This is a genomic window from Variovorax sp. Soil_C_39, from assembly GCF_057656815.1.
Genome location: NZ_JBDGJQ010000005.1, coordinates 469,892 through 490,377, shown reverse-complemented (window position 1 = coordinate 490,377; position 20,486 = coordinate 469,892). Strand labels below are relative to the sequence as shown.

Below are 20,486 nucleotides of genomic sequence, written 5' to 3'. Positions count from 1 at the left end.
TCGATGCAATCTTTCCTGTTGGCCGTCGATCGCTTCTCGACCTGGGTCGGCAAGACCTTCGCCTGGTGTGCGCTGCTGCTCACGCTCCTGATCAGCTGGGAGGTGTTCTCGCGCTACGTGCTGAACCATCCGCATGCCTGGGTGCTCGACATGCAGATCATGCTGTACGGCACCATGTTCATGACCGCGGGCGCCTACACGCTGTCGAAGAACGGCCATGTGCGCGGCGACGTGCTCTACGGCTTCTTTCGCCCCCGCACGCAGGCGCTGTTCGACCTGGTGCTCTACATCGTTTTCTTCCTGCCCGGCATCGTGGCGCTGACCTGGGCCGGCTGGATCTACGCGGGCGAGTCGCTCGCCATCCGCGAGCAGACCTTCTCGGCCGACCCGCTGCCGCTCTATCCATTCAAGTTCGTCATTCCGCTCGCGGGCTTCACGCTGCTGCTGCAGGGGCTGGTCGAGATCATCCGCTGCGTGCTGTGCCTGCAGACCGGCGCCTGGCCCTCGCGTGAGGCCGACGTTGAAGAGGTCGATGTCGACAAGCTCAAACAGATGGTGCACGTGAAGGACGAGGACATCGCCGCGCTCGACCGCGTGGTGGCGGCCAGGGAGGGTGCGCGATGACGATCCGCCGCGAACTCTGGTTCGGCCTCTCCTTCATGGCGCTGATCGTCGCCGGCGCGGCCGCGATGCTGCTGAGCGCCGACACCATCACCAACGGCCACCTGGGCCTCTTGATGCTCTCGCTCGTGGTGGTGGCGATCATGCTTGGCTTTCCCACCGCCTTCACGCTGATGGGCATGGGCATGCTCTTCACCTGGCTGGCCTATGACCGCGACTGGCACCGCACGCTCGACCTGATGGTGCAGTCGGCCTACAAGACCATGGCCAACGACGTGCTGATCGCGGTGCCGCTGTTCGTCTTCATGGGCTACCTGGTCGAGCGCGCCAACCTCATCGAGTCGCTTTTCAAGAGCCTGCACCTCGCGCTCGTGCGGCTGCCGGGTGCGCTTGCGGTGGCGACGCTGATCACCTGCACCATCTTCGCCACGGCGACGGGCATCGTCGGCGCGGTGGTCACGCTGATGGGCCTGCTGGCGCTGCCATCGATGCTGCGCGCGGGCTACAGTGTGCCGCTGGCCGCGGGCGCCATCACTGCGGGCGGCTGCCTCGGCATCCTGATCCCTCCGTCGGTGCTGCTGATCGTCTACGGCGCAACGGCCGGCGTCTCGGTGGTGCAGCTCTATGCCGGTGCATTCTTTCCGGGGCTGATGCTCGCGACGCTCTACGTGCTGTACGTGATTCTCATCGCGCGGCTCAAGCCGCAGTGGGCGCCACCGCTGTCGATGGCGGAACGCGCGGTGCCTCTGCCACCGCTCTCGCAGCGCCTGGCCGACAGCCCCGCCGCCCATGCGGTGGTCGGGCTGCTGAAGGGCCGGCGCAATGCCGAGGTGCCGTTCTCGCACATCCTGCGGCAGCTCTGCATCGTCGCGCTGCCCGGCGTGGTGTTCCTGCTGCTTGCAGGGTTCAGCTACAAGGCCGTGACCACGGTCGAAGCCGAGGAGCGCTACGAGATCCAGGAGATCGGCGCCACGCGCGGCAGCAATGCGCCGGAAGAGGCGACCGCGGGCGGGCTGCAGGAGCCGCCCACGGACGGCGGCCTCCAGGAACCGCCGGCAGAGGGTGGGCTGCAGGAGCCGCCTTCGGCCGAGGCACCCGCAGCCTCGGCGCCGCTCGCGGAGCCGCCCGGTGCCGCTGCGCCGCCGCCGGCACCCGCCGCTGCGGCCGCGGCCGAAGCACAGCCGGCCGAGGGCGCCTCGGTGCGCCCCGCGCCCACCTGGTGGTGGGCCATGTTCGCCATCTTCGGCGCGCTCACCACGCTGTTCTACCTGTTCCTGAGCTTCGCGCGGCTCGAGATCTTCAAGATGCTGCTGGGCTCGTTCTTCCCGCTGGTGCTGCTGATCCTCTCGGTGCTCGGCTCGATCGTGCTCGGCCTTGCCACGCCCACAGAGGCGGCAGCGATGGGCGCGCTCGGCGGCATGCTGCTGGCCGCAGCCTACCGGCGGCTCAACCTTGCGGTGCTCAAGGAATCGGTGTTCCTCACGGCCAAGACCTCGGCCATGGTGTGTTGGCTGTTCGTCGGCTCGGCGATCTTCTCGGCCGCGTTCGCGCTGCTCGGCGGACAGGCGCTGGTCGAGGAATGGGTGCTCGGCATGAACCTCACGAAGGTGCAGTTCCTGATCCTGAGCCAGGTCATCATCTTCCTGCTCGGCTGGCCGCTCGAATGGACCGAGATCATCGTGATCTTCATGCCCATCTTCATCCCGCTGCTCGACAACTTCGGCGTCGATCCGCTGTTCTTCGGCCTCTTGGTGGCGATGAACCTGCAGACCGCGTTCCTGTCACCGCCAGTGGCGATGGCGGCCTTCTACCTCAAGGGCGTGAGCCCGCCGCATGTCACGCTGAACCAGATCTTTTTGGGCATGCTGCCCTTCATGGGTATCCAGATCCTTGCGATCGTGCTGCTCTACATCTGGCCGCAGATCGGGCTCTGGCTGCCGCAGCTGCTGTACAAGTAAGCAGGCCATTCGGTGGTCCGCATTACATGCGGTTGCCGAATGTACCTGCGCTTCACCAAGCAGTCGGCTTGCGCTGACGGCGCCGGCGGATTCTCGCGCGTTGCAACAGAATCCGCCGGTGCCCGTCCGGCCCACCAGAGACAACCCAATGAACCGCTCCGGCTGCTCCCCTCTTCCCCTTCTTTCTCAACGCCCGCTGCACCGATGGCTGCTCGGCCTTGCGCTGCTGTGCCTCGGCGCGGCCGCCACCGCGCAGCAAGACCCGCCAGGCCGCGTGGCGCGCCTCACCCAGCAGCAAGGCAGCGTGAGCTTCGCGCCGGCCGGCGACGAGCGCTGGTACGACGCGCAGCCGAACCGCCCCCTGACCACCGGCGACCGAATCTGGACCGACCGTGCCGCGCGCGCCGAGGTCCACATCGGCTCGACGGCGCTGCGCATGGACGGCCAGTCGCACGTGGAATTCTCCGAGCTCGACGACGACACCGTGCGCCTGACCGCGAACCAGGGCGAGCTGCAGCTGCGCGTGCGCGACGACATCGCCGGCCAGCGCTTCGAGATCGACACCGGCAACCTCGCGGTGGTGATCGACGCGCCGGGCGAGTACCGCATCTCGGCCAACCCCAACGCCGACAGCACCTGGATCGCGGTCGCCTCGGGCCGCGCCACGCTCTACGGAGAGAACGGCGAATCGCAACGGCTCGACGCACGCCAGCAACTCACCGTCTCGGGCCGCAACCTCCAGACCAGCGGCGCACCGCCCCCGAACGCCAGCTTCGACGCATGGGTGGCCGAGCGCAACCGCTTGGAAGACCAGTCGGTCTCGGCGCGCTATGTATCGCGCGAGGTGGTCGGCTACCAGCAGCTCGACGCCTACGGCGACTGGCAGAACGACCCCGGCCACGGCGCCGTCTGGTTCCCGCGCAGTGTCGATGCCGACTGGGCGCCCTATCGCGACGGACAGTGGGTCAACATCGCACCCTGGGGCCTGACCTGGGTCGATGCGGCGCCCTGGGGTTTCGCGCCGTTCCACTACGGCCGCTGGACCCGCGTGGGCCCGCGCTGGGGCTGGGTGCCGGGCCGCTCGACGGCGCGGCCCGTGTATTCGCCTGCGCTGGTCGGCTTTGTCGACGGTCGCAGCGACGTGGGCTGGTTCCCGCTCGCACCCGGCGAAGCGTGGCGTCCCGGCTACCGTGCAAGCCCCGGCTACATCGACCGCGTGAACCGCATGGCGGCCTCGCGCGATCGGCAGGCCGAGCTGCGCAGCGGCCTCTATTCCAACCAGCAGATGCCGGGCGCTGTCAGCGTGCTGCCGGCCGAGCGCTTCGGCCGCGGCGCCTTCGGCCGGCGCGACCTGGTGCGGCAGCCCGACGACCGCTTCATGCGCGGACCGGTGGTGCCGATGCCCGGCGTGCCGCTGCACAACTTCGGCGCCGGCTTCGGCCGGCCGGCCGCGGTGGCGCCGCCCTCGCAGCTCATGCAGCGCGAGCAGCAGGAGCGGCGCTTCGAGCAGGCGCGGCGGGCCCGGCAGATGCAGCAGTCCCAGCAGTTGCAGGTGCAGCAGCAGCAGCAGCAACAACAACAACAGGTGCAGGCTCAGCGGCAGCAACAGCAGCAGGTGCTGCAGCAGCAACAGCAGCAGGTGCTGCAGCAGCAACAGCGCGCCGCGCAGCAGCAGGCGCTGGCGCAACAGCAGATGCAACGCCAGCAGCAGCAGGCGCAGCAGCGCGCGGTGCAGGCGCAGCAGCAGCTCCAGGCACAGCAACAAGCCCAGCAGAACGCGATGCGCCAGGCGCAGGAAGCCCAGGTTCGCGCGATGCAGCAGCAGCGCGGCTTCATCGCACCCGGGGTACAGCCACCGCAGCCGCAACCGGTGGCACCGGGCCGAAGCAGCGACGAGCGGCGTCGTCTCATGACCTCGCCCGACCGCTGAGTTCGCCGCCCCGCGCGACCGACGCCCCAGCCGCCGGCTACAGTCGGCAGCAAGGAGCGTCTTTCCATGGCCACATTCGACTTCGATCTTTTCGTCATCGGCGGCGGCAGCGGCGGTGTCCGCGCCGCGCGCATGGCCGCGCAGCTGGGTGCGCGCGTCGCACTGGCCGAGGCCGCCGCGCTCGGCGGCACCTGCGTCAACGTGGGCTGCATCCCGAAGAAGCTCTACAGCTACGCGGCCGGCTACGCCGAGTCGTTCGAGGAAGCCGAAGGCTATGGCTGGACGCTGCCGGCGGCGCCGCGCTTCGACTGGGGACACCTGAAGGCGCAGCGTGCCGGCGAGATCACCCGGCTCAACGGCGTGTATGCCGCGCTGCTGAAGAACGCGGGCGTGCGCCTCATCACCGGCTGGGCGCAACTCGTCGACCCCCACACGGTCGAGGTCGACGGCCGGCGCCACACCGCACGCCACCTGCTGGTGGCCACCGGCGGCACGCCCTTCGTGCCCGACATCCCGGGCCGCGCGCTGGCCGCCACCTCCGACGACATGTTCGACCTCGAGCCTTTTCCGAAGCGGCTGCTGGTGGTCGGCGGCGGCTACATCGCGTGCGAATTCGCCTCGATCTTCAACGGCCTCGGCGCCCAGGTCACGCAGTTGCACCGGCGCGCGCACCTGCTCACCGGTTTCGACGACGACGTGCGGCAGTTCGTCGCGCAAGAGATGGGCAAGGCCGGCGTGGACGTGCGCCTGAACAGCGAGGCCGCCTCGATCGCGCGGGCACCGGATGGCGGCGTCGTCGTCACGCTGGCGCGCGGCCAGGAGATCGAGGCCGACACCGTGCTCTTCGCCACGGGCCGCGTGCCGAACACCCAGGCGCTCGGGCTCGAAGCCGCTGGCGTGGCGCTCGGCGAACACGGCGCGATCGAGGTCGATGCGCACTACCGCAGCTCGGTTCCGTCGATCTACGCGGTCGGCGACGTCTCCACGCGCGTGCCGCTCACGCCGGTGGCACTCGCCGAGGCCATGGTGGTGGTCGATGCGCTGTTCGGTCAGGGGCGGCGCAAACTCGACTACGACTACATCCCGACCGCCGTGTTCACCCATCCGAACATCGGCATCTGCGGCTACACCGAGGCTGGCGCGCGCGTGAAGTTCGGCGAGGTCACCGTTTTCTCGAGCGAGTTCAAGTCGCTGCGCCACACGCTCTCGGGCCGCAGCGAGCGCACCTTCATGAAGCTGGTGGTCGACAAGGCGAGCGACCGCGTGGTCGGCCTGCACATGGTGGGTGCCGATGCCGGCGAGATCGTGCAGGGCTTCGCAGTGGCCATGCGCGCGGGTGCCACCAAGGCGATGTTCGACAGCACGATCGGCATCCACCCGACCGCGGCCGAAGAGTTCGTGACGATGCGCGAGCCGATGCCGGGTTAGCTGTCGGCGCGCGCGGGCGAAGCCTGACGCCTCAGGCTTGCGCTCCGCGCGATTTCACGCCCTCCGCCATCAGCCACTCGCGAAATGCCGCGAAGGCCGGCAGGTCGAGGCGGTCCGGTCGATAGCAGAGGTAGTGCCCCTGGTCGACGCGCACCGGCGTGCCGCAGGGGCTCACCAGCGATCCCTCGGCCAGCTCCTCCTGCACCAGCAGCTTCGGCACCAGGCCGATGCCCAATCCCTTGAGCGCCGCCTGGATCAACGCCGAATACTGCGCGAAGCGCGGGCCGGCCACGGTCTGCACCTCGGGCACGCCGTGCTGCGCGGCCCACTCGCGCCAGGCGGTGGGCGCCCCTTCGTGGTGCAGCAGCGTGTGAGCGACGACGTCGGCCGGCTGCGCGCTGCGCTGGCGCTCCTCGACCAGCGCGCGCGCCGCGATCAGCACGAACTCGCGCCCCGCGATGTATTCGGAGACCACGCCGGGCCAGCCGTCGGGGCCGTAGCGGATCGCGGCATCGACGCCGGCCGGAATGCCGTCGCTCGGCTCCAGGTGGCGGCTGAAGCTCAGCATCACGTGGCGGCTCTTCTGGCTGAAGGCCGGCAGGCGCGGGATGAGCCACTTGGTGAGAAAGGTCGGCACGCTCGCGAGCGTGAGCAGGCCCGCGCCGGCATCGCCCGAGCGCGCCTCGAAGGTCGCGGTCTCGATGGCACGCAGGCCGCCCGAGATCTTCTGCCAGTACACGCGCCCCTGCGGCGTGAGCTGCACGCCGCGTCCGTTCTTCTGCAGCAGCTCGCGGCCGAGGAAGGCCTCGAGCCCCGCGATCTGCTTGCTGACCGCGCTGACCGTGATGCACAGGGCGCCGGAAGCGAGCGTGATGCTCTGGTGCCGTGCCACGGCGTCGAAGGCCAGCAGTTCCTGGATGGTGGGGCAGTCGCGCTTCATTCATGGCTCCGGTTGATGAAAGTTTCGTGAAAAACACTTTCCGAATGCTCAAGTGTCATCATCCAACTTTCACCCATAAGTACGCATCTGCTTTCTAGAATTCGGTGGAGCGCGGCGTCTGGCCGCGCGCCAAAACTAGCGCATTCGGAAAGTATGTCGTCTGCGCAAGACATCGGAGGCACATTGGTTCGCGGCATCTCGCTCATCTACGGCCTGTACCTGCTGCTGCCGATCGCCCTGCTGCTGGTCGGCAGCTTCGGCGGCAACTGGACCAACACGCTGCTGCCGACGGGCGTCACCGGCCAGTGGTACCTCGATCTTTGGCTGGACAGCTCGTTCCGCAAGGCTTTCGTGAGCAGCCTGGTGGTGGCGATGAGCGCCTGCGCGATCAACACGGTGCTGGCGTTGCCGCTGGCCTATGCGCTGTACCACGGTGCCCAGCGCGGCAGCAGCATCGCAGCGCGCATCGTGAGCGCCACGCCCATCGCGGTGCCCACCATCACCTTGGCATTCGGCTACATGATTGTCTTCAACACCGACCTCGCACCGTGGCTCGGCTCGATGCCACTCCTGATCGCCGCGCATGCGATCCTCACGCTGCCCTATCTCACCAACACGCTGCTGACCGACCTGCGCCACCTGGACCTGGGCCGGCTCGAGCAGGCGGCCGCCACGCTGGGAGCCTCGGGCTGGCAGCAGTTCACCGGCATCGTCCTGCCGAGCCTGCGGCAGAGCCTGATCAGCGGGCTGGTGATGGTGGCAGCGATCTCGGTGGGCGAGTTCGGGTTGTCGAACCTGCTCACGAGCTTCCAGAACCGCACCTATCCGGTCGTGCTGCTGCAGGCGTTCTACGGTGCGACGGGCTTCGCCTGCGCGGCCACCGTCATTCTCCTGCTGCTGGCGAGCGCGTCGGCGCTTCTCTCTTCCTCTTTGGTGAAGCAACGCGCATGAGCCTTCTTCTCGACAACGTCAGCTACAACTATCCGGGCAGCACGCACGGCCTGCACGATGTCTCGCTCGACGTGCGCACCGGCGAACTCGTGGCGGTGATCGGGCCGAGCGGCTCGGGCAAGTCGACGCTGCTCAAGCTGGTGTCGGGCCTGGAGACAGGCCACACCGGCCGCATCGCGCTCGACGGCGAAGACATGTCGCGCACACCGGTGCACCAGCGCAAGATCGGCATGGTGTTTCAGAGTTATGCGCTGTTCCCGCACCTGAGCGTGCTCGACAACGTGGCCTACGGGCTCAAGCTGCGCAAGGTCGCCACCGCCGAGCGCCGCCGGCGCGCGCAGGACCTGCTCGACCTCGTCGGGCTCGGCGAGTACGCGCAGCGCGCCGTGGCGCAGCTCTCCGGCGGTCAGCAGCAGCGCGTGGCCCTGGCCCGCGCACTCGCCATCGACCCGCGCGCGCTGCTGCTCGACGAGCCGCTCTCGGCGCTGGACGCCAGCGTGCGCGGCCACCTGCGCGACCAGATCCGGTCGATCCAGCAGCGCTTCAACGCGACCACGCTGCTGGTCACGCACGACCAGGAGGAAGCCCTGGTCATGGCCGACCGCGTGGCCATGCTCAAGGACGGCCGCCTGCTGCAGATCGCCACGCCGCGCGACATCTACCAACACCCCGCGAATCGCGCGGTGGCGGAGTTTGTCGGGCTATCGACGATCCTGCCCGCCACGGTGGCTTCGCCGGGCCGGCTCGACATGGGTTTTGCCGAACTCTTCGCCGAGACCGGCGCCCGCCCGCCCGGCAGCGCGGTGCACGTGCTGGTGCGCCCCGAACACATCCAGCCCGACCCGGCACCCGGCAGCCCGAACCGGCTCGCGGGCCGCACCGGCGCCGCGCGCTACCTGGGCGCGCTCACACGCTACGACTTCGAGGTGGCGGGGGCGGGCAAGCCCTTCCTTGCCGAATCGGCCGCGCCGGCGACGCAAGCCATCGCGATCGCACCCGAACACCTCCGCCTGCTCGACCACTGACCCCATCCCTTCAAGGAGCCACCATGCAACGCAGACATCTGATCCAGGCCGCCGGCGCACTGCCCATGCTGTCATTGGCCCGCACCGCTTTCGCCTTCGACGGGCCGGAGCTCTATGCCGGCGAGAAGGCGCTGTATGCCGAGGCGCAGAAGGAAGGCCTGTGCGTCTCCTTCGACACAGGCCCCGAATGGGCCAACTGGAAGGCGCTGTTCCGCGACTTCAAGAAGCGCTATCCCGAGATCGAGCTGACCTACAACGACATCGGCTCCGCCGCCACGGTGGTTGCGCTCGAGAAGACCAAACGCCGCCCCCAGGCCGACACCGCCTACTACTTCGCCGCCTCGGCCGTCGACGCCGCGAAGAAGGACGTGGTCGCGCCCTTCAAGCCCGTGAACTTCGACAAGCTGCCGGCCGTGTTCCGCGAAGCCGAGGGCCGCTGGTTCACCATCCACACGCTCAACATCGCCTTCCTGGTCAACAAGAAGCTCGTGAAGAGCATCCCCACCGGCTGGGCCGACCTGCTCAAGCCCGAGTTCAAGAACGCGGTGGTGTACCTCGATCCGCGCTCCACCGGCATCGGCCAGGTGCTGACCTTCGCCGCGGCCTATGCCAACGGCGGCAGCGTCGACGACGTGAAGCCCGGCACCGACTATCTCGGCAAACTGCACGCGGCCGGCAATGTCATGCGCGTGGAAGGCACCACGCCCTACGCCAAGTTCCTCAAGGGCGAGATCCCGGTGTGGATCAGCTACGAGAACGACGGCCTCAAGGCCAAGCACGTCGACGGCATGGGCGACGCCGTCGAGGTGGTGATCCCCAAGGAGGCCAGCGTGGCCGCGCCCTATGCCATCAGCCTCGTGAAGAACGGCCCGAACCCCAACGCCGGCAAGCTGTGGCTCAACTTCATCATGAGCGAAGCCGGCCAGTCGCTGTTCGCGCAGGGCTTCGTGCGCCCCGCCGTGCCGGGCACGGCGCTCTCTGCCGACGTGGCGGCCAAGATGCCGCCGGCGCCGCAGGTCCGTCCGCTCGACGTGGTGAAGGCATCGCAGCGCAAGGCCGAGGTCGACAAGCTCTGGGCGCAGGCCGCGCTGGGCAGATAGCCGCCATGCGACGCTTTGGCGCCTGGCCGGCCTGGGCCTTCATGGCGCTGTTCTTCGCGGTGCCGCTGGCTGCGCTGCTGCCGGAGGCCTTCGGCGATGGCGGAAGTGCCTTCGGGCGGTTGCTCGGCAACCCGCTGTTCCCGGGCGCGCTGCGCAACACGCTGGGCCTGGGGCTCGCGGCTGGCGCGATCTCGGCGCTGGTGGGCACCTGCATCGCCATCGAACTCGCGCGCCAACCCGAGCGCCGGCGCCAGTGGATGATGACCCTGCTCGGCCTGCCGCTGGCCTTCTCGGGCCTGGTGATCGCCTACGGCTTCATTCTGGCCTTCGGCCGCGCGGGCTTCGTGACGCAGCTGGTGGCCGGGCTGGGCGCCGACCCGGCCGTCATCGGCAGCTGGATCTACAGCGTCTCGGGCCTCGGCTTCGCCTACGCCTACTACCTGATCCCGCGCGTGGCGCTCTCGCTCTATCCCGTGTTCGCCAACCTCGACCTGCGCCCGGCGCAGGCGGCGCGCACGCTGGGCGCATCGCGCGCCCGCGCCTTCTGGGACACGGTGGTGCCCGAAGTGATGCCCTCGGTGCTTTCGAACGCCTGCATGGTGGCGGCGATCGCCATGGGCACCTACGGCACGGCGCTGGCGCTGGTGGGCACTCAGCTCAACATCCTGCCGCTGATGCTGTTCGCGCAGGTGGGCGACGGTGGTTCGGATTTCGCGGTGGCAGCAGCCTTGTCGCTGGTGCTGATGGTGGTGTGTGTGATCGTGATGGGAGTGGGCGATGTCCTTACGCGAAGGCGCGAGCGTGGTGCTGTCGGCGCCGGTCATTGAGGCGCTGGCGCGCCTCGCGCAGAAACAGTCGGGGCCGGCGCGCCACCGCCAGCCGGTGGCCGTGCTCGGCCCGGGCGACGGCGGACCGGTCGAATGCGAGGCCGCCTACGCCGTGGCGCATGCGCTGGCCGGTGCCGGCATGGCCGTGATCTGCGGCGGCCGAGGCGGCGTGATGGCCGCGGCCTCCCGCGGCGCCGCCGAGGCCGGCGGCATCGCCGTGGGCATCCTGCCCGAGGACGACGACCGCAACGCCAACGAATGGCTCGGCGTGGCCATCCCCACCGGCATGGGCGAAATGCGCAACGCGATCATCGCGCGCAGCGGCGTCTGCCTGGTCGCGATCGGCGGCAACATGGGCACGCTGTCGGAAATGGCCATGGGGCTCAAGTGGGGCAAGCCGGTGTTCGTGATGCATGGCGACATCGAACTGCCTGGCGCGGTGCAGGCGGCCGATGTGGACGACATGCTGGCCAAGGTATTGGCCTGCCTGCTGGCCTGAGCCTGCCCCTGGGGACGGCGCCCGTCGCGCGCGCATTGCACAATGCCGCCATGCCCTACATGCCCACTTTCGTCGCCCCCGCCCGCTTCACCGACGCCGCCGCCGCCCTCGAACAGGTCAAGGCCATCTACCAGGGCGGACTCGCGCACCTGCGCGAGTCGATGCTGCGCTTCGTGGCCGGCGAGGCGCTGCCGGGCCGGGTGCGGGCCTGCTACCCGTATGTGCGGGTACACACGCACACCGTGACGCGGCACACGCCGCCGGCCAACGCGGGGCTGAGCTACGGCTTCGTCGCCGGCCCGGGCCGCTACGAGACCACGCTGACGCGCCCCGACCTGTTCTCGCGCTACTACCTCGACCAGTTCCGGCTGCTGCTCGAGAACCACCAGGTCGAGCTCGAGGTCGGCACCAGCACCCAGCCGATCCCGATCCATTTCTCGTTCGCCGAGAACGACCACATCGAAGGCACGATGAGCGACGAGCGCCGCGCGCTGATGCGCGACGTGTTCGACCTGCCCGACCTCGGCGTGATGGACGACGGCATCGCCAACGGCACCTACGAGGCGCAGCCCGGCGAGGCGCAGCCGCTGTCGCTGTTCACGGCGGCGCGGGTCGACTATTCGCTGCACCGGCTGCGCCACTACACGGGCACCGCGCCCGAGTGGTTCCAGAACTTCGTGCTGTTCACCAACTACCAGTTCTACATCGACGAGTTCGTGCGCCTCGGCCACGAAGCCATGGCCGACGAGAAGAGCGAGTACGTCGCCTTCATCGAGCCCGGCAACGTGGTCACGCGGCGCCGCGGCCTGGCCGCGGGCGCCAGCGCCAACTACGCCGCGCTGCTCGACGGCAGCCAGGGCACCGCGCCGGCGCGGCTGCCGCAGATGCCGGCCTACCACCTGGTGCGCGAGGACCGCAGCGGCATCAGCATGGTGAACATCGGCGTCGGCCCGGCCAATGCCAAGACCATCACCGACCACATCGCGGTGCTGCGTCCGCACGCCTGGATGATGCTCGGCCACTGCGCGGGCCTGCGCAATGCGCAGCAGCTCGGCGACTACGTGCTCGCGCATGCCTACGTGCGCGAGGACCACGTGCTCGACGAGGAACTGCCGCTGTGGGTGCCTATCCCGGCGCTCTCCGAGATCCAGCTGGCGCTCGAGAAGGCGGTGGCCGACGTCACGCGCTACGAAGGCCCCGACCTGAAGAAGATCATGCGCACCGGCACCGTCGCGAGCACCGACAACCGCAACTGGGAACTGCTGCCCGGGAACCAGCCGCAGCGTCGCTTCAGCCAGAGCCGGGCGGTGGCGCTCGACATGGAAAGCGCCACCATCGCGGCCAACGGCTTCCGCTTTCGCGTGCCCTACGGCACCCTGCTGTGCGTGAGCGACAAGCCGCTGCACGGCGAGATCAAGCTGCCGGGCATGGCCAACCACTTCTATCGCGAGCGCGTGGAGCAGCACCTGCGCATCGGCATGCGGGCCATCGACATCCTGCGCCAGCAGGGCTCGACCCGGCTGCACAGCCGCAAGCTGCGCAGCTTCGCCGAGGTCGCGTTCCAGTAAGCCGAAGGCATCAGCCGAACAGCTCGGGCATCTCGCGCTGCGCCTTTGCCGTCAGCGTGAGCGCGCGGCCGTCGAGCGCCTGGCGCGCCCAGCCACGGCGCAGCGACAGCTGAAGCCAGGCCGCGCCGAGCGCGCCGCCCAAGTGCGGGCGGCGCTCGCTCCAGTCGAGGCAGGCGCAGGCAAAGCGGCGCCGCGAGCGCCGCACGGCATCGACTTCCAGGCCCAGGCTCTCGAGCGCGACCGCGCCTTCGGTCGTGAGTTCGTACGACCCGCTCGCCAACCCGCTGAGCCAGCCCTGCGCATGCAGCCGGTCGTGCAGCGCCACGCCCGCGGTGCCGGCCATGTGGTCGTAACAGGTGCGCGCGGCGCGCAGGCGGTTCGGCGTGCTCGGCGTGAATACGGCCGATGGCACGGCAGATGGCCCGGCATACGGGGCGCCGGCCAGCACCATGAGGCTTTCGAGCGCCGCGGCCACGGGCTCACCCGCCAGGCGGAAGTAGCGGTGCCTGCCCTGCACCAGCAGTTCGACCAGCCGCTCGTCGCGCAGCCGCGCCAGGTGCGCGCTCGCGGTGGAGGCCGCCACCTCGGCCACGGCCGCGAGTTCGGTCGCGGTGCGCGCATGGCCGTCCATCAGGCAGCCCAGCATGCGGGCGCGCGCGGGCTCGGCGATGGCGCCGGCGAGGCGGGCGAGCTGCAGGTCCGCGCTCTCGGACGGGTCCGCGGCAGCGGACGAGGTGGCGGATGAGGCGGTGACGGGAGTCTTGCGCATGCCCGCATCCTAAGGCGCCGCTGCATGCACGCTTCGTTCACGGCCGAAGTGTCGCGGCGGCCCCGCACGCACACTGCGGTGATGACGCCCCACCCTGCTTCTTCACTCGGCATCCAGATCGATCCCGTCGCGGCGGTCACGCATGCCGATCCGTACCCGTACTACGCACAACTTCGCGCCGGGCCGCCGCTCGCATGGCATGCACCGCTACGGCTCTGGGTCGCGAGCCGGGCCGAGGTCGTCGAATCGTTGCTGCTCGCGCACGACGCGCTGCGCGTGCGCCCTGAAGGCGAGCCCGTGCCGCGCGCGATCGCCGGCAGCTCGGCGGGCGAAGTGTTCGGGCATCTGGTGCGCATGAACGACGGCGCCGCGCACACTGCACACAAGCCGGCGCTGCAGCGCGCGCTGGCGGGGCTGGACCTCCGGGCCGCGCATGCAGCGGCGCTCGATGTGGCGCGCCGTGTGCCCGAGCGCCCGCTCGCAGACCTGCTGTTCGCGATGCCGGTGCAGGCGGTGGCGCATCTGCTGGGCTTCGCGCCGGCAGCGCTGCCGCAGGTCGAGGCGTGGATGCGTGATTTTGTCGCCTGCCTGTCGCCCTTGTCCAGCGCGCCGCAACTGGCGCGGGCCAGCGACGCGGCCGCCGCGCTGATGTCGCGTTTCGAGGCGCTGTGCGCCAGCACACCACCGCGCGAGGCGACGCTGCTGGCAGCTGTGCGCGCCGAAGCCGCAGCGCACGGGAACATGCCCCGCGCGCTGCTGGCCAATCTCGTCGGGCTGCTGTCGCAGACCTGCGACGCCACGGCCGGGCTGCTGGGCAACAGCCTCGCGGCCCTTGCGTGCGAGCCGGGCGCGAGGGAGGCCGCGCGCACCCGCAATGGTCTAAAAGACGTCGTCGAGGAAACCGCCCGGCACGACGCGCCGGTGCAGAACACGCGGCGTTTCGTCGTGGCGCCGGTGCGCATCGCGGGCGTGCCGCTGGCCGCGGATGATGCGGTGCTGCTCGTGCTGGGCGCAGCGAACCGCGATCCGGCGCTCAACCCCGACCCCGACCGCTTCATGCCGCTGCGCCCCGCGCGGCGCATGCTGGGCTTTGGGCACGGCGCGCACGCCTGCCCGGGCCAGGCACTCGCCTGCACGCTCGCCGCCGCGGGGCTCGAGGCCCTGCTTGCGCGCGGGGTCGACCTCGATGCGCTGCACGCGCGCGGCTGGCACTACCGTCCTTCGGCGAATGCGCGGATTCCGGTCTTCGATTGAGTCAGGCCGCAGCCCACTGGCCGGTGTGCGCCAGGTGCGGCGACAGTTCCGCTGCGCCCCAGCGAAGGGGCAGCGCACCGGGGCGGCGCAGCAGCGTGTCGACGCGCAGGCGCAGCAGCCGCTCGGCGCCCTCGAAGGCCGCGACCTCGGGTCCGTCCCAGACGATCTCGGCGCTGGCCGCCAGGTGCAGCAGTTCGCCGGTCTCGAAATCGATGAACAGCAGTCCCGCGCGCGAATGCACCGCCAGATTGCCGAGCGTGTTGAAGAAGCGGTTGCCGACGAAGTCGGGCACCGTGAGCGTGCCGCCGGCATCGACGCGCACGAAGCCCGGACGCCCGCCGCGGTGCGACACGTCCACGCCCTGCGCCGCGGGCGACGCCGCATCGCCGGCCCAGGCCTGCGGCGGCAGCGCCGAAGCGATGAACAGCGTGTCGGCGCGGGCGATCAGCCGCCGTGCCGCCGCATCGAGGCTGTCGCGCCGCTCGGCGGGTGCAGCGGCGGTACCACCGTCCTGCACGAACAGCGGCTCGCGCGCCTGGATGTACTTGGGGCAGTTGCCAAAGCTCTGCTGCACCGCCACCGTGAAGCCGGTGCCGTCCACCGCCTCGACGACGCCGTTCATGCGGTTGCGCCGCCGCGTGTGCGGCTCGATTCCGAGCAGGCCGAGCGACGCACCGGGTGCCAGCTGGCCGGCCAGCGGATCGCCGGGCGCCGGCAGCGCATCGATGCGAAGGTGCGCGGGATCGGGCGAATGCGCAAAGCCGGGCGGCGCCGCGAGCGCGCTGGCCCAGGGCTGACCTTCGGCGTCGAGGCTGCCGACCAGCAGGAACGGCAGTTGCGCGAAGAACGCGCGGTGCTGCTCGGGCATGAAGTCGCGGATCACGCGCGGTCCGGCCGCCGCCATGAGCTCGCGCGCGCCGGCACGCGCCTGCAGCGCGCGCTCGCCCGCATGGAACGGCGCGGCGATCATGCGGCTGCGGCCAGTCCGACGGGCGTGCGCACCATCGGCACGAAGCCCGGCAGCGCCTCGATGCGCGCCAGCCACTCGCGCAGGCGCGGGTACGGATCGAGCGACACGCTGCCTTCGGGCGCATGCGCCACATAGGCGTAGTTCGCCAGGTCCGCGAGCGTGGCCGAGGCGCCGGCCAGGAACGGCTCGCGCTCGAGGTGCATTTCCATCACGGCCAGCAGCAGGTGCGAGCGCGACACGGTCTCGGCCGGATCGGCGGGCAGGTTGAACAGCGCCATCACGCGCGCCGCGGCCGGGCCGTAGGCCAGTGGGCCGGCGGCCACCGAGAACCAGCGCTGCACACGCGCCGCGCCGAGCGGATCGCGCGGCATCCAGCGCGCCGGATCGCTGGCATAGCGCTCGTTGAGGTACACCAGGATCGCATTCGAATCCGCGAGCGTGAGCGCACCGTCCTCGATCACCGGCACCTGGCCGAAGGGATTGCGCGCCAGGAACTCGGGCGTGCGGTGGGCTTTCTGGCGCAGGTCGACCGCGACGAACTCGAACGGCAGGCCGAGCATCGACAGGAAGAGCTGCACCCGATGCACATGGCCCGAGATCGGGGTGCCGAAGAGCTTGATTGGCTGGGCAGGGTGGCTGGCGTGGGGAGTGTTCATGTCTAGATCCTTGGGAGTGCTGTGGGTTGCCCGCATTCTTCGTTACTCCGCCGAATGAATGAATCCCCATTTCCGGATTTCACTGCTGCGTTTTCCGGTCTAATCACGCAATGGACCGCCTCAAAGCCATGCAGGCCTTCGTGCAGATCGCCGACCAGGGCAGCCTCACGCGCGCCGCCGAGTCGCTCGGCAGCTCGCTGCCCGCGGTGGTGCGCGCGCTGGCCGCGCTCGAGGCGCACCTCGGCGTGCGCCTGTTCCACCGCACCACGCGCCGCCTGTCGCTCACCGACGAAGGGCGCCGCTACCTCGCGAGCGCGCGCGAGGTGCTGCTGGCCGCCGACGCCGCCGACCGGGCGCTCACCACCGAGGCGCGCGAACTGGCAGGGCACCTCACGATCGCGGCGCCCGTGCTGTTCGGCCACATGTACGTGGCGCCGGCCATCACACGCTTCATGCAGCGCCACGAGAAAGTGCGCTGCAGCGTGCTGCTGCACGACCGCACCGTGAACATGCTCGAGGAAGGCGTCGACGTGGCGATCCGCATCAGCCCGCTCGACGATTCGTCGCTGGTGGCGCAGCCGCTCGGCACCATCCGACGCGTGGTGGCGGCAAGCCCTGCCTTCCTCGCACGCCACGGCGTGCCGCGGCATCCGCGCGACCTTGCGGGTGCGCCCTGCGTGCGCGGGCGCATCGACGCACCGCCGCAATGGACCTTTCACGACGGCGGCCGGCGCATCGGTGTCACGCTCGAGCACAGGCTCGAGTTCAACCATCTCGCGCCCGCGGTCGAGGCCTGCGCCGCGGGCATGGGCTTCGGCACTTTCTTCTCCTACCAGGTGCTGCCGCACGTCGCCCAGGGCCGGCTGCAGCTGGTGCTCGAAGACTACGAGCCGCCGCCGCGGCCGGTGAGCGTGATCTACCCGAATGCGCGCCTGCTGCCGGCCCGCACGCGGGCGTTCATCGACTGGATGAAGGCGGAGTTCGAAGGCTTTCGACTTTAGGGGTCTTGGGCCCCTGGCGTCCCCGCCCTGCCGCATGGCTGCGTCAGAATGTTCGGGTGCCGACGTCATCACCCCCCACCTTCCCGCCCTTCCTGTTCAAGGCCAGCCAGCTGCAAAAACGCTATGGCGGCACCACGGTCGTGGACGATCTCTCGTTCGAGATCGCGCCCGGCGAATGCCTCGGCGTGATCGGCCCGAACGGTGCCGGCAAGACCACCACCATCCGCATGTGCCTGGGCCTCACCGAGCCCGACGGCGGCAGCATCGAGGCGCTGGGGCTGCAGATGCCGCGCGACGCGCTCGCCATCAAGGCGCAGCTTGGCGTGGTGACGCAGTTCGACACGCTCGACCCCGACTTCAGCTGCGCCGAGAACCTCGTGGTCTACGGCCGCTACTTCGGCTACAGCAAGGCCGAGGTCCGCGCGCGGGTGCCGCAGCTGCTGGAGTTCGCGGCGCTGGCACACAAGGCCGATGCCAAGCCCGGCGAGCTGTCGGGCGGCATGCGGCGGCGCCTCTCGCTGGCGCGCGCATTGGTCAACGACCCGAAGCTGCTGATGCTCGACGAGCCCACCACCGGGCTCGACCCGCAGGCGCGCCACCTGATGTGGGAGCGCCTGCAGGTGCTGCTGCAGCAGGGCAAGTCGATCCTGCTGACCACCCATTTCATGGACGAGGCCGAGCGCCTGTGCTCGCGGCTGCTGGTGCTCGACCACGGCCGCAAGATCGCCGAAGGCCGTCCGCGCGACCTGATCGAGGCACACCTCGAGCCCGACGTGGTCGAGGTGTACGGCAACGGTGCGCTGCCGCTGGCCGAGGCGCCCGAGCTCAAGGCGCTCGCGGCGCGCATCGAGGTGAGCGGCGAGACCGTGTTCTTCTACACCCAGGATGCACGCCGCCTGCTGGACGCGCTCACGCAGCACGGCGGCCTGCGCACCTTCCACCGCCCGGCCAACCTCGAAGACCTGTTCCTCAAGCTCACGGGCCGCCAGATCCGTGAAGACGGCTGAGAAAGAAAGAAATGCCCGGCATGACGACGACGACAACAACCACGACGACCACCGCTGCGGCACCCGCCAGCCCCTCGGCCTGGCGCCCGCCCGAACTCTCGCTGCGCTGGTGGCCGGTGTTCCTGCGCAACCTGCTCGTGTGGCGCAAGCTCGCGATCCCGAGCCTGATCGGCAACATCGCCGAACCGCTGATCTGGCTCGTGGCCTTCGGCTACGGCATGGGCGCGCTCGTGGGGCAGGTGACGGTCGACGGCACCCCTGTGCCGTACATCCTCTTTCTCGCGAGCGGCTCGATCTGCATGAGCGCCATGAACGCCGCGAGCTTCGAAGCGCTGTATTCGGCCTTCTCACGCATGCACGTGCAGAAGACCTGGGACGGCATCATGAATGCGCCGGTGGGGCTCGACGACATCGTGCTGGCCGAGATGCTCTGGGCTGCGTTCAAGTCGATCTTCACCGTGACCGCGATCCTGCTCGTGATGCTCGGCCTCGGCATCAGCCACAGTCCCAAGCTCGTGGTGGCCTGGATGGTGCTCGCCGGTGCGGGCATCACCTTCTCGTCGATCGCGCTGATCTTCAATGCGCTGGCGAAGGGGTACGACTTCTTCACCTACTACTTCACGCTGTTCATGACGCCGATGATGTTCCTGAGTGGCGTGTTCTTTCCGCTCGAGCAGCTGCCCTCAGCGGTGCGGGCCGTGGCGGCATGGCTGCCGCTGACCAATGCGGTGGCGCTCGTGCGGCCGCTGTTCATGGACCGGTGGCCCGAGGGCTGGATGCTGCATGCGGCCGTGCTGGTGGTCTATGCGGTGGCGTCGTTCTGGGTGGCGCTGGCGCTCACGCGCAGGCGCTTCGCGCGATAAGCGAACCCGTGTGGCTCGCTGTCGAAACGAGGTCCAAACAATTACATTGCACACAATTGAATTGCACACTACAATTCAGCCCATGCCCTCCCCGCAAGCCACGACCGACGACATGCTCAAGCTGGACAACCAGCTCTGCTTCGCCGTCTATTCCGCCTCGTTGGCCATGACGCGGCTCTACAAGCCGGTGCTAGAGAAGCTGCAGCTCACCTACCCGCAGTACCTCGTCATGCTCGCGCTCTGGGAGCACGACGGGCCCATGGTGTCCGAGCTCGGCGAGCGGCTCTCGCTCGATTCGGGCACGCTCACGCCGCTGCTCAAGCGCCTCGAGGCGAACGGCTACGTCGCACGGCTGCGCGACGCGGCCGACGAGCGCCGCGTGCGCATCACGTTGACGGCCGCGGGCCGCAAGCTCAAGGCGCGTGCCGCGAACGTGCCGGGCTGCCTCATGGCGGCCGCGCAGTGCTCGGTGCCCGAACTCATCGCGCTCACGCAGCAGATTCAGGGTTTGCGCGAGCGCATCCGCAAGGCCGCCTGAGACATCGCAGGCCGTCCCCCCAGGTTTTTTCGTCCCCTTCCCTTCAACCACCCACCCAAGGAATCACCATGACCACCAAGCTCGACAAGGTTCTCTACACCGCCGAAGCCCACACCGTCGGCGGCCGCGAAGGCGCGGGCAAGTCCAGCGACGGCGCCATCGACGTCAAGCTCAGCGCGCCCGGCTCGGGCAAGCCTGGCACCAACCCCGAGCAGCTGTTCGCGGTGGGCTATGCCGCCTGCTTCATCGGCGCGATGAAGGCCGTGGGCCCGAAGATCGGCGTGAAGGTGCCCGACGACGTGGCGATCGACTCGAGCGTCTCGCTCGGCCCGACGAACGGCGGCGCCGCCTACGGCATCGCGGTGAAGCTCGCGATCACGCTGCCGGGCCTCGATGCGGAAGCCAAGCAGAAGCTGGTCGACACGGCGCACCAGGTCTGCCCGTACTCGAACGCCACGCGCGGCAACATCGACGTCGAGCTGACGATCGCCTGATCCCCGGCGCACTGCGCGCGAAAAAAGCGTCCCGGCATCGCGCCGGGGCGCTTTTCCTTTTTGCGGACTCGCCGGCCTCCTCCGATG

20 protein-coding genes are annotated in these 20,486 nt (G+C 69.6%); 16 read left to right on the top strand and 4 right to left on the bottom strand.

Annotation, left to right across the window (positions count from 1 at the left end):
• Positions 1–3: 3 nt before the first annotated feature.
• The 4 genes from AC3A6J_RS16615 to gorA all read left to right on the top strand — a co-directional run bounded on the left by AC3A6J_RS16615 (position 4) and on the right by gorA (position 5,937).
• Entirely contained in the window at positions 4–624 is a 621-nt protein-coding gene (locus AC3A6J_RS16615) for a TRAP transporter small permease subunit (RefSeq protein ID WP_487861061.1), read from the top strand.
• Positions 621–2,579: a TRAP transporter large permease gene (locus AC3A6J_RS16610; RefSeq protein ID WP_487861060.1), complete on the top strand. Its 1,959-nt coding sequence runs from the start codon at positions 621–623 to the stop codon at positions 2,577–2,579. Before AC3A6J_RS16615 ends, AC3A6J_RS16610 begins: the two co-directional genes overlap by 4 nt.
• Before the next feature lie 148 nt (positions 2,580–2,727).
• A complete protein-coding gene (locus tag AC3A6J_RS16605) occupies positions 2,728–4,509 on the top strand; it encodes a DUF6600 domain-containing protein (RefSeq protein WP_487861059.1) in 1,782 nt (593 codons plus the stop codon).
• 66 nt (positions 4,510–4,575) lie between these two features.
• Positions 4,576–5,937 carry a glutathione-disulfide reductase gene (gorA, locus tag AC3A6J_RS16600; RefSeq protein WP_487861058.1) on the top strand — a complete coding sequence of 454 codons (1,362 nt, stop codon included), beginning with the start codon at positions 4,576–4,578 and terminating at the stop codon, positions 5,935–5,937.
• A gap of 31 nt (positions 5,938–5,968) precedes the next feature.
• On the opposite strand, the gene AC3A6J_RS16595 is transcribed toward gorA, so the two are convergent.
• Positions 5,969–6,877 carry a LysR substrate-binding domain-containing protein gene (locus AC3A6J_RS16595; protein WP_487861057.1) on the bottom strand — a complete coding sequence of 303 codons (909 nt, stop codon included), beginning with the start codon at positions 6,875–6,877 and terminating at the stop codon, positions 5,969–5,971.
• 153 nt (positions 6,878–7,030) lie between these two features.
• Between AC3A6J_RS16595 and AC3A6J_RS16590 the strand changes: the two genes are divergently transcribed.
• The 6 genes from AC3A6J_RS16590 (at position 7,031) to AC3A6J_RS16565 (ending at position 12,847) form a co-directional block, all read left to right on the top strand.
• The gene (locus tag AC3A6J_RS16590; RefSeq protein WP_487861056.1) at positions 7,031–7,828 is read left to right on the top strand and encodes an ABC transporter permease; all 798 of its coding nucleotides are present in this window, start codon (positions 7,031–7,033) and stop codon (positions 7,826–7,828) included.
• Positions 7,825–8,853, top strand: a complete 1,029-nt coding sequence (locus AC3A6J_RS16585; RefSeq protein ID WP_487861055.1) for an ABC transporter ATP-binding protein — start codon at positions 7,825–7,827, stop codon at positions 8,851–8,853. The genes AC3A6J_RS16590 and AC3A6J_RS16585 overlap by 4 nt, the downstream gene beginning before the upstream one ends.
• A 65-nt stretch (positions 8,854–8,918) precedes the next feature.
• Positions 8,919–9,953, top strand: a complete 1,035-nt coding sequence (locus tag AC3A6J_RS16580) for an extracellular solute-binding protein (protein ID WP_487861097.1) — start codon at positions 8,919–8,921, stop codon at positions 9,951–9,953.
• A 5-nt stretch (positions 9,954–9,958) separates the two neighbouring features.
• The gene (locus tag AC3A6J_RS16575; protein WP_487861054.1) at positions 9,959–10,780 is read left to right on the top strand and encodes an ABC transporter permease; all 822 of its coding nucleotides are present in this window, start codon (positions 9,959–9,961) and stop codon (positions 10,778–10,780) included.
• Positions 10,731–11,279 (top strand): TIGR00725 family protein, encoded by a 549-nt coding sequence (locus tag AC3A6J_RS16570; protein WP_487861053.1) that lies wholly within the window; start codon positions 10,731–10,733, stop codon positions 11,277–11,279. The genes AC3A6J_RS16575 and AC3A6J_RS16570 overlap by 50 nt, the downstream gene beginning before the upstream one ends.
• A 50-nt stretch (positions 11,280–11,329) precedes the next feature.
• Positions 11,330–12,847 (top strand): AMP nucleosidase, encoded by a 1,518-nt coding sequence (locus AC3A6J_RS16565; protein WP_487861052.1) that lies wholly within the window; start codon positions 11,330–11,332, stop codon positions 12,845–12,847.
• Positions 12,848–12,857: 10 nt separating this feature from the next.
• Here the strand turns inward: AC3A6J_RS16565 and AC3A6J_RS16560 are convergent, their stop codons facing one another.
• Positions 12,858–13,616 carry an ArsR/SmtB family transcription factor gene (locus tag AC3A6J_RS16560; RefSeq protein ID WP_487861051.1) on the bottom strand — a complete coding sequence of 253 codons (759 nt, stop codon included), beginning with the start codon at positions 13,614–13,616 and terminating at the stop codon, positions 12,858–12,860.
• A gap of 81 nt (positions 13,617–13,697) precedes the next feature.
• Between AC3A6J_RS16560 and AC3A6J_RS16555 the strand changes: the two genes are divergently transcribed.
• Positions 13,698–14,870 (top strand): cytochrome P450, encoded by a 1,173-nt coding sequence (locus AC3A6J_RS16555; RefSeq protein WP_487861096.1) that lies wholly within the window; start codon positions 13,698–13,700, stop codon positions 14,868–14,870.
• Position 14,871: 1 nt separating this feature from the next.
• Here AC3A6J_RS16555 and AC3A6J_RS16550 read toward each other — a convergent pair whose 3' ends face one another.
• Both AC3A6J_RS16550 and AC3A6J_RS16545 read right to left on the bottom strand, forming a co-directional pair.
• On the bottom strand, positions 14,872–15,840 hold the full coding sequence (locus tag AC3A6J_RS16550) for a flavin-nucleotide-binding protein (RefSeq protein ID WP_487861050.1): 969 nt from the start codon (positions 15,838–15,840) through the stop codon (positions 14,872–14,874).
• A complete protein-coding gene (locus tag AC3A6J_RS16545) occupies positions 15,837–16,496 on the bottom strand; it encodes a glutathione S-transferase family protein (RefSeq protein WP_487861049.1) in 660 nt (219 codons plus the stop codon). The genes AC3A6J_RS16550 and AC3A6J_RS16545 overlap by 4 nt, the downstream gene beginning before the upstream one ends.
• A gap of 110 nt (positions 16,497–16,606) precedes the next feature.
• Between AC3A6J_RS16545 and AC3A6J_RS16540 the strand changes: the two genes are divergently transcribed.
• The 5 genes from AC3A6J_RS16540 to AC3A6J_RS16520 all read left to right on the top strand — a co-directional run bounded on the left by AC3A6J_RS16540 (position 16,607) and on the right by AC3A6J_RS16520 (position 20,399).
• The gene (locus AC3A6J_RS16540; protein ID WP_487861048.1) at positions 16,607–17,497 is read left to right on the top strand and encodes a LysR family transcriptional regulator; all 891 of its coding nucleotides are present in this window, start codon (positions 16,607–16,609) and stop codon (positions 17,495–17,497) included.
• A 56-nt stretch (positions 17,498–17,553) separates the two neighbouring features.
• Entirely contained in the window at positions 17,554–18,504 is a 951-nt protein-coding gene (locus AC3A6J_RS16535; RefSeq protein WP_487861047.1) for an ATP-binding cassette domain-containing protein, read from the top strand.
• A gap of 20 nt (positions 18,505–18,524) precedes the next feature.
• Positions 18,525–19,367 (top strand): ABC transporter permease, encoded by an 843-nt coding sequence (locus tag AC3A6J_RS16530; protein WP_487861046.1) that lies wholly within the window; start codon positions 18,525–18,527, stop codon positions 19,365–19,367.
• Between the two features lie 82 nt (positions 19,368–19,449).
• Positions 19,450–19,905 (top strand): MarR family winged helix-turn-helix transcriptional regulator, encoded by a 456-nt coding sequence (locus AC3A6J_RS16525; RefSeq protein ID WP_487861045.1) that lies wholly within the window; start codon positions 19,450–19,452, stop codon positions 19,903–19,905.
• Between the two features lie 68 nt (positions 19,906–19,973).
• Positions 19,974–20,399, top strand: coding sequence for an organic hydroperoxide resistance protein (locus AC3A6J_RS16520; protein WP_487861044.1), 426 nt, complete (start codon positions 19,974–19,976; stop codon positions 20,397–20,399).
• Positions 20,400–20,486: the final 87 nt, after the last annotated feature.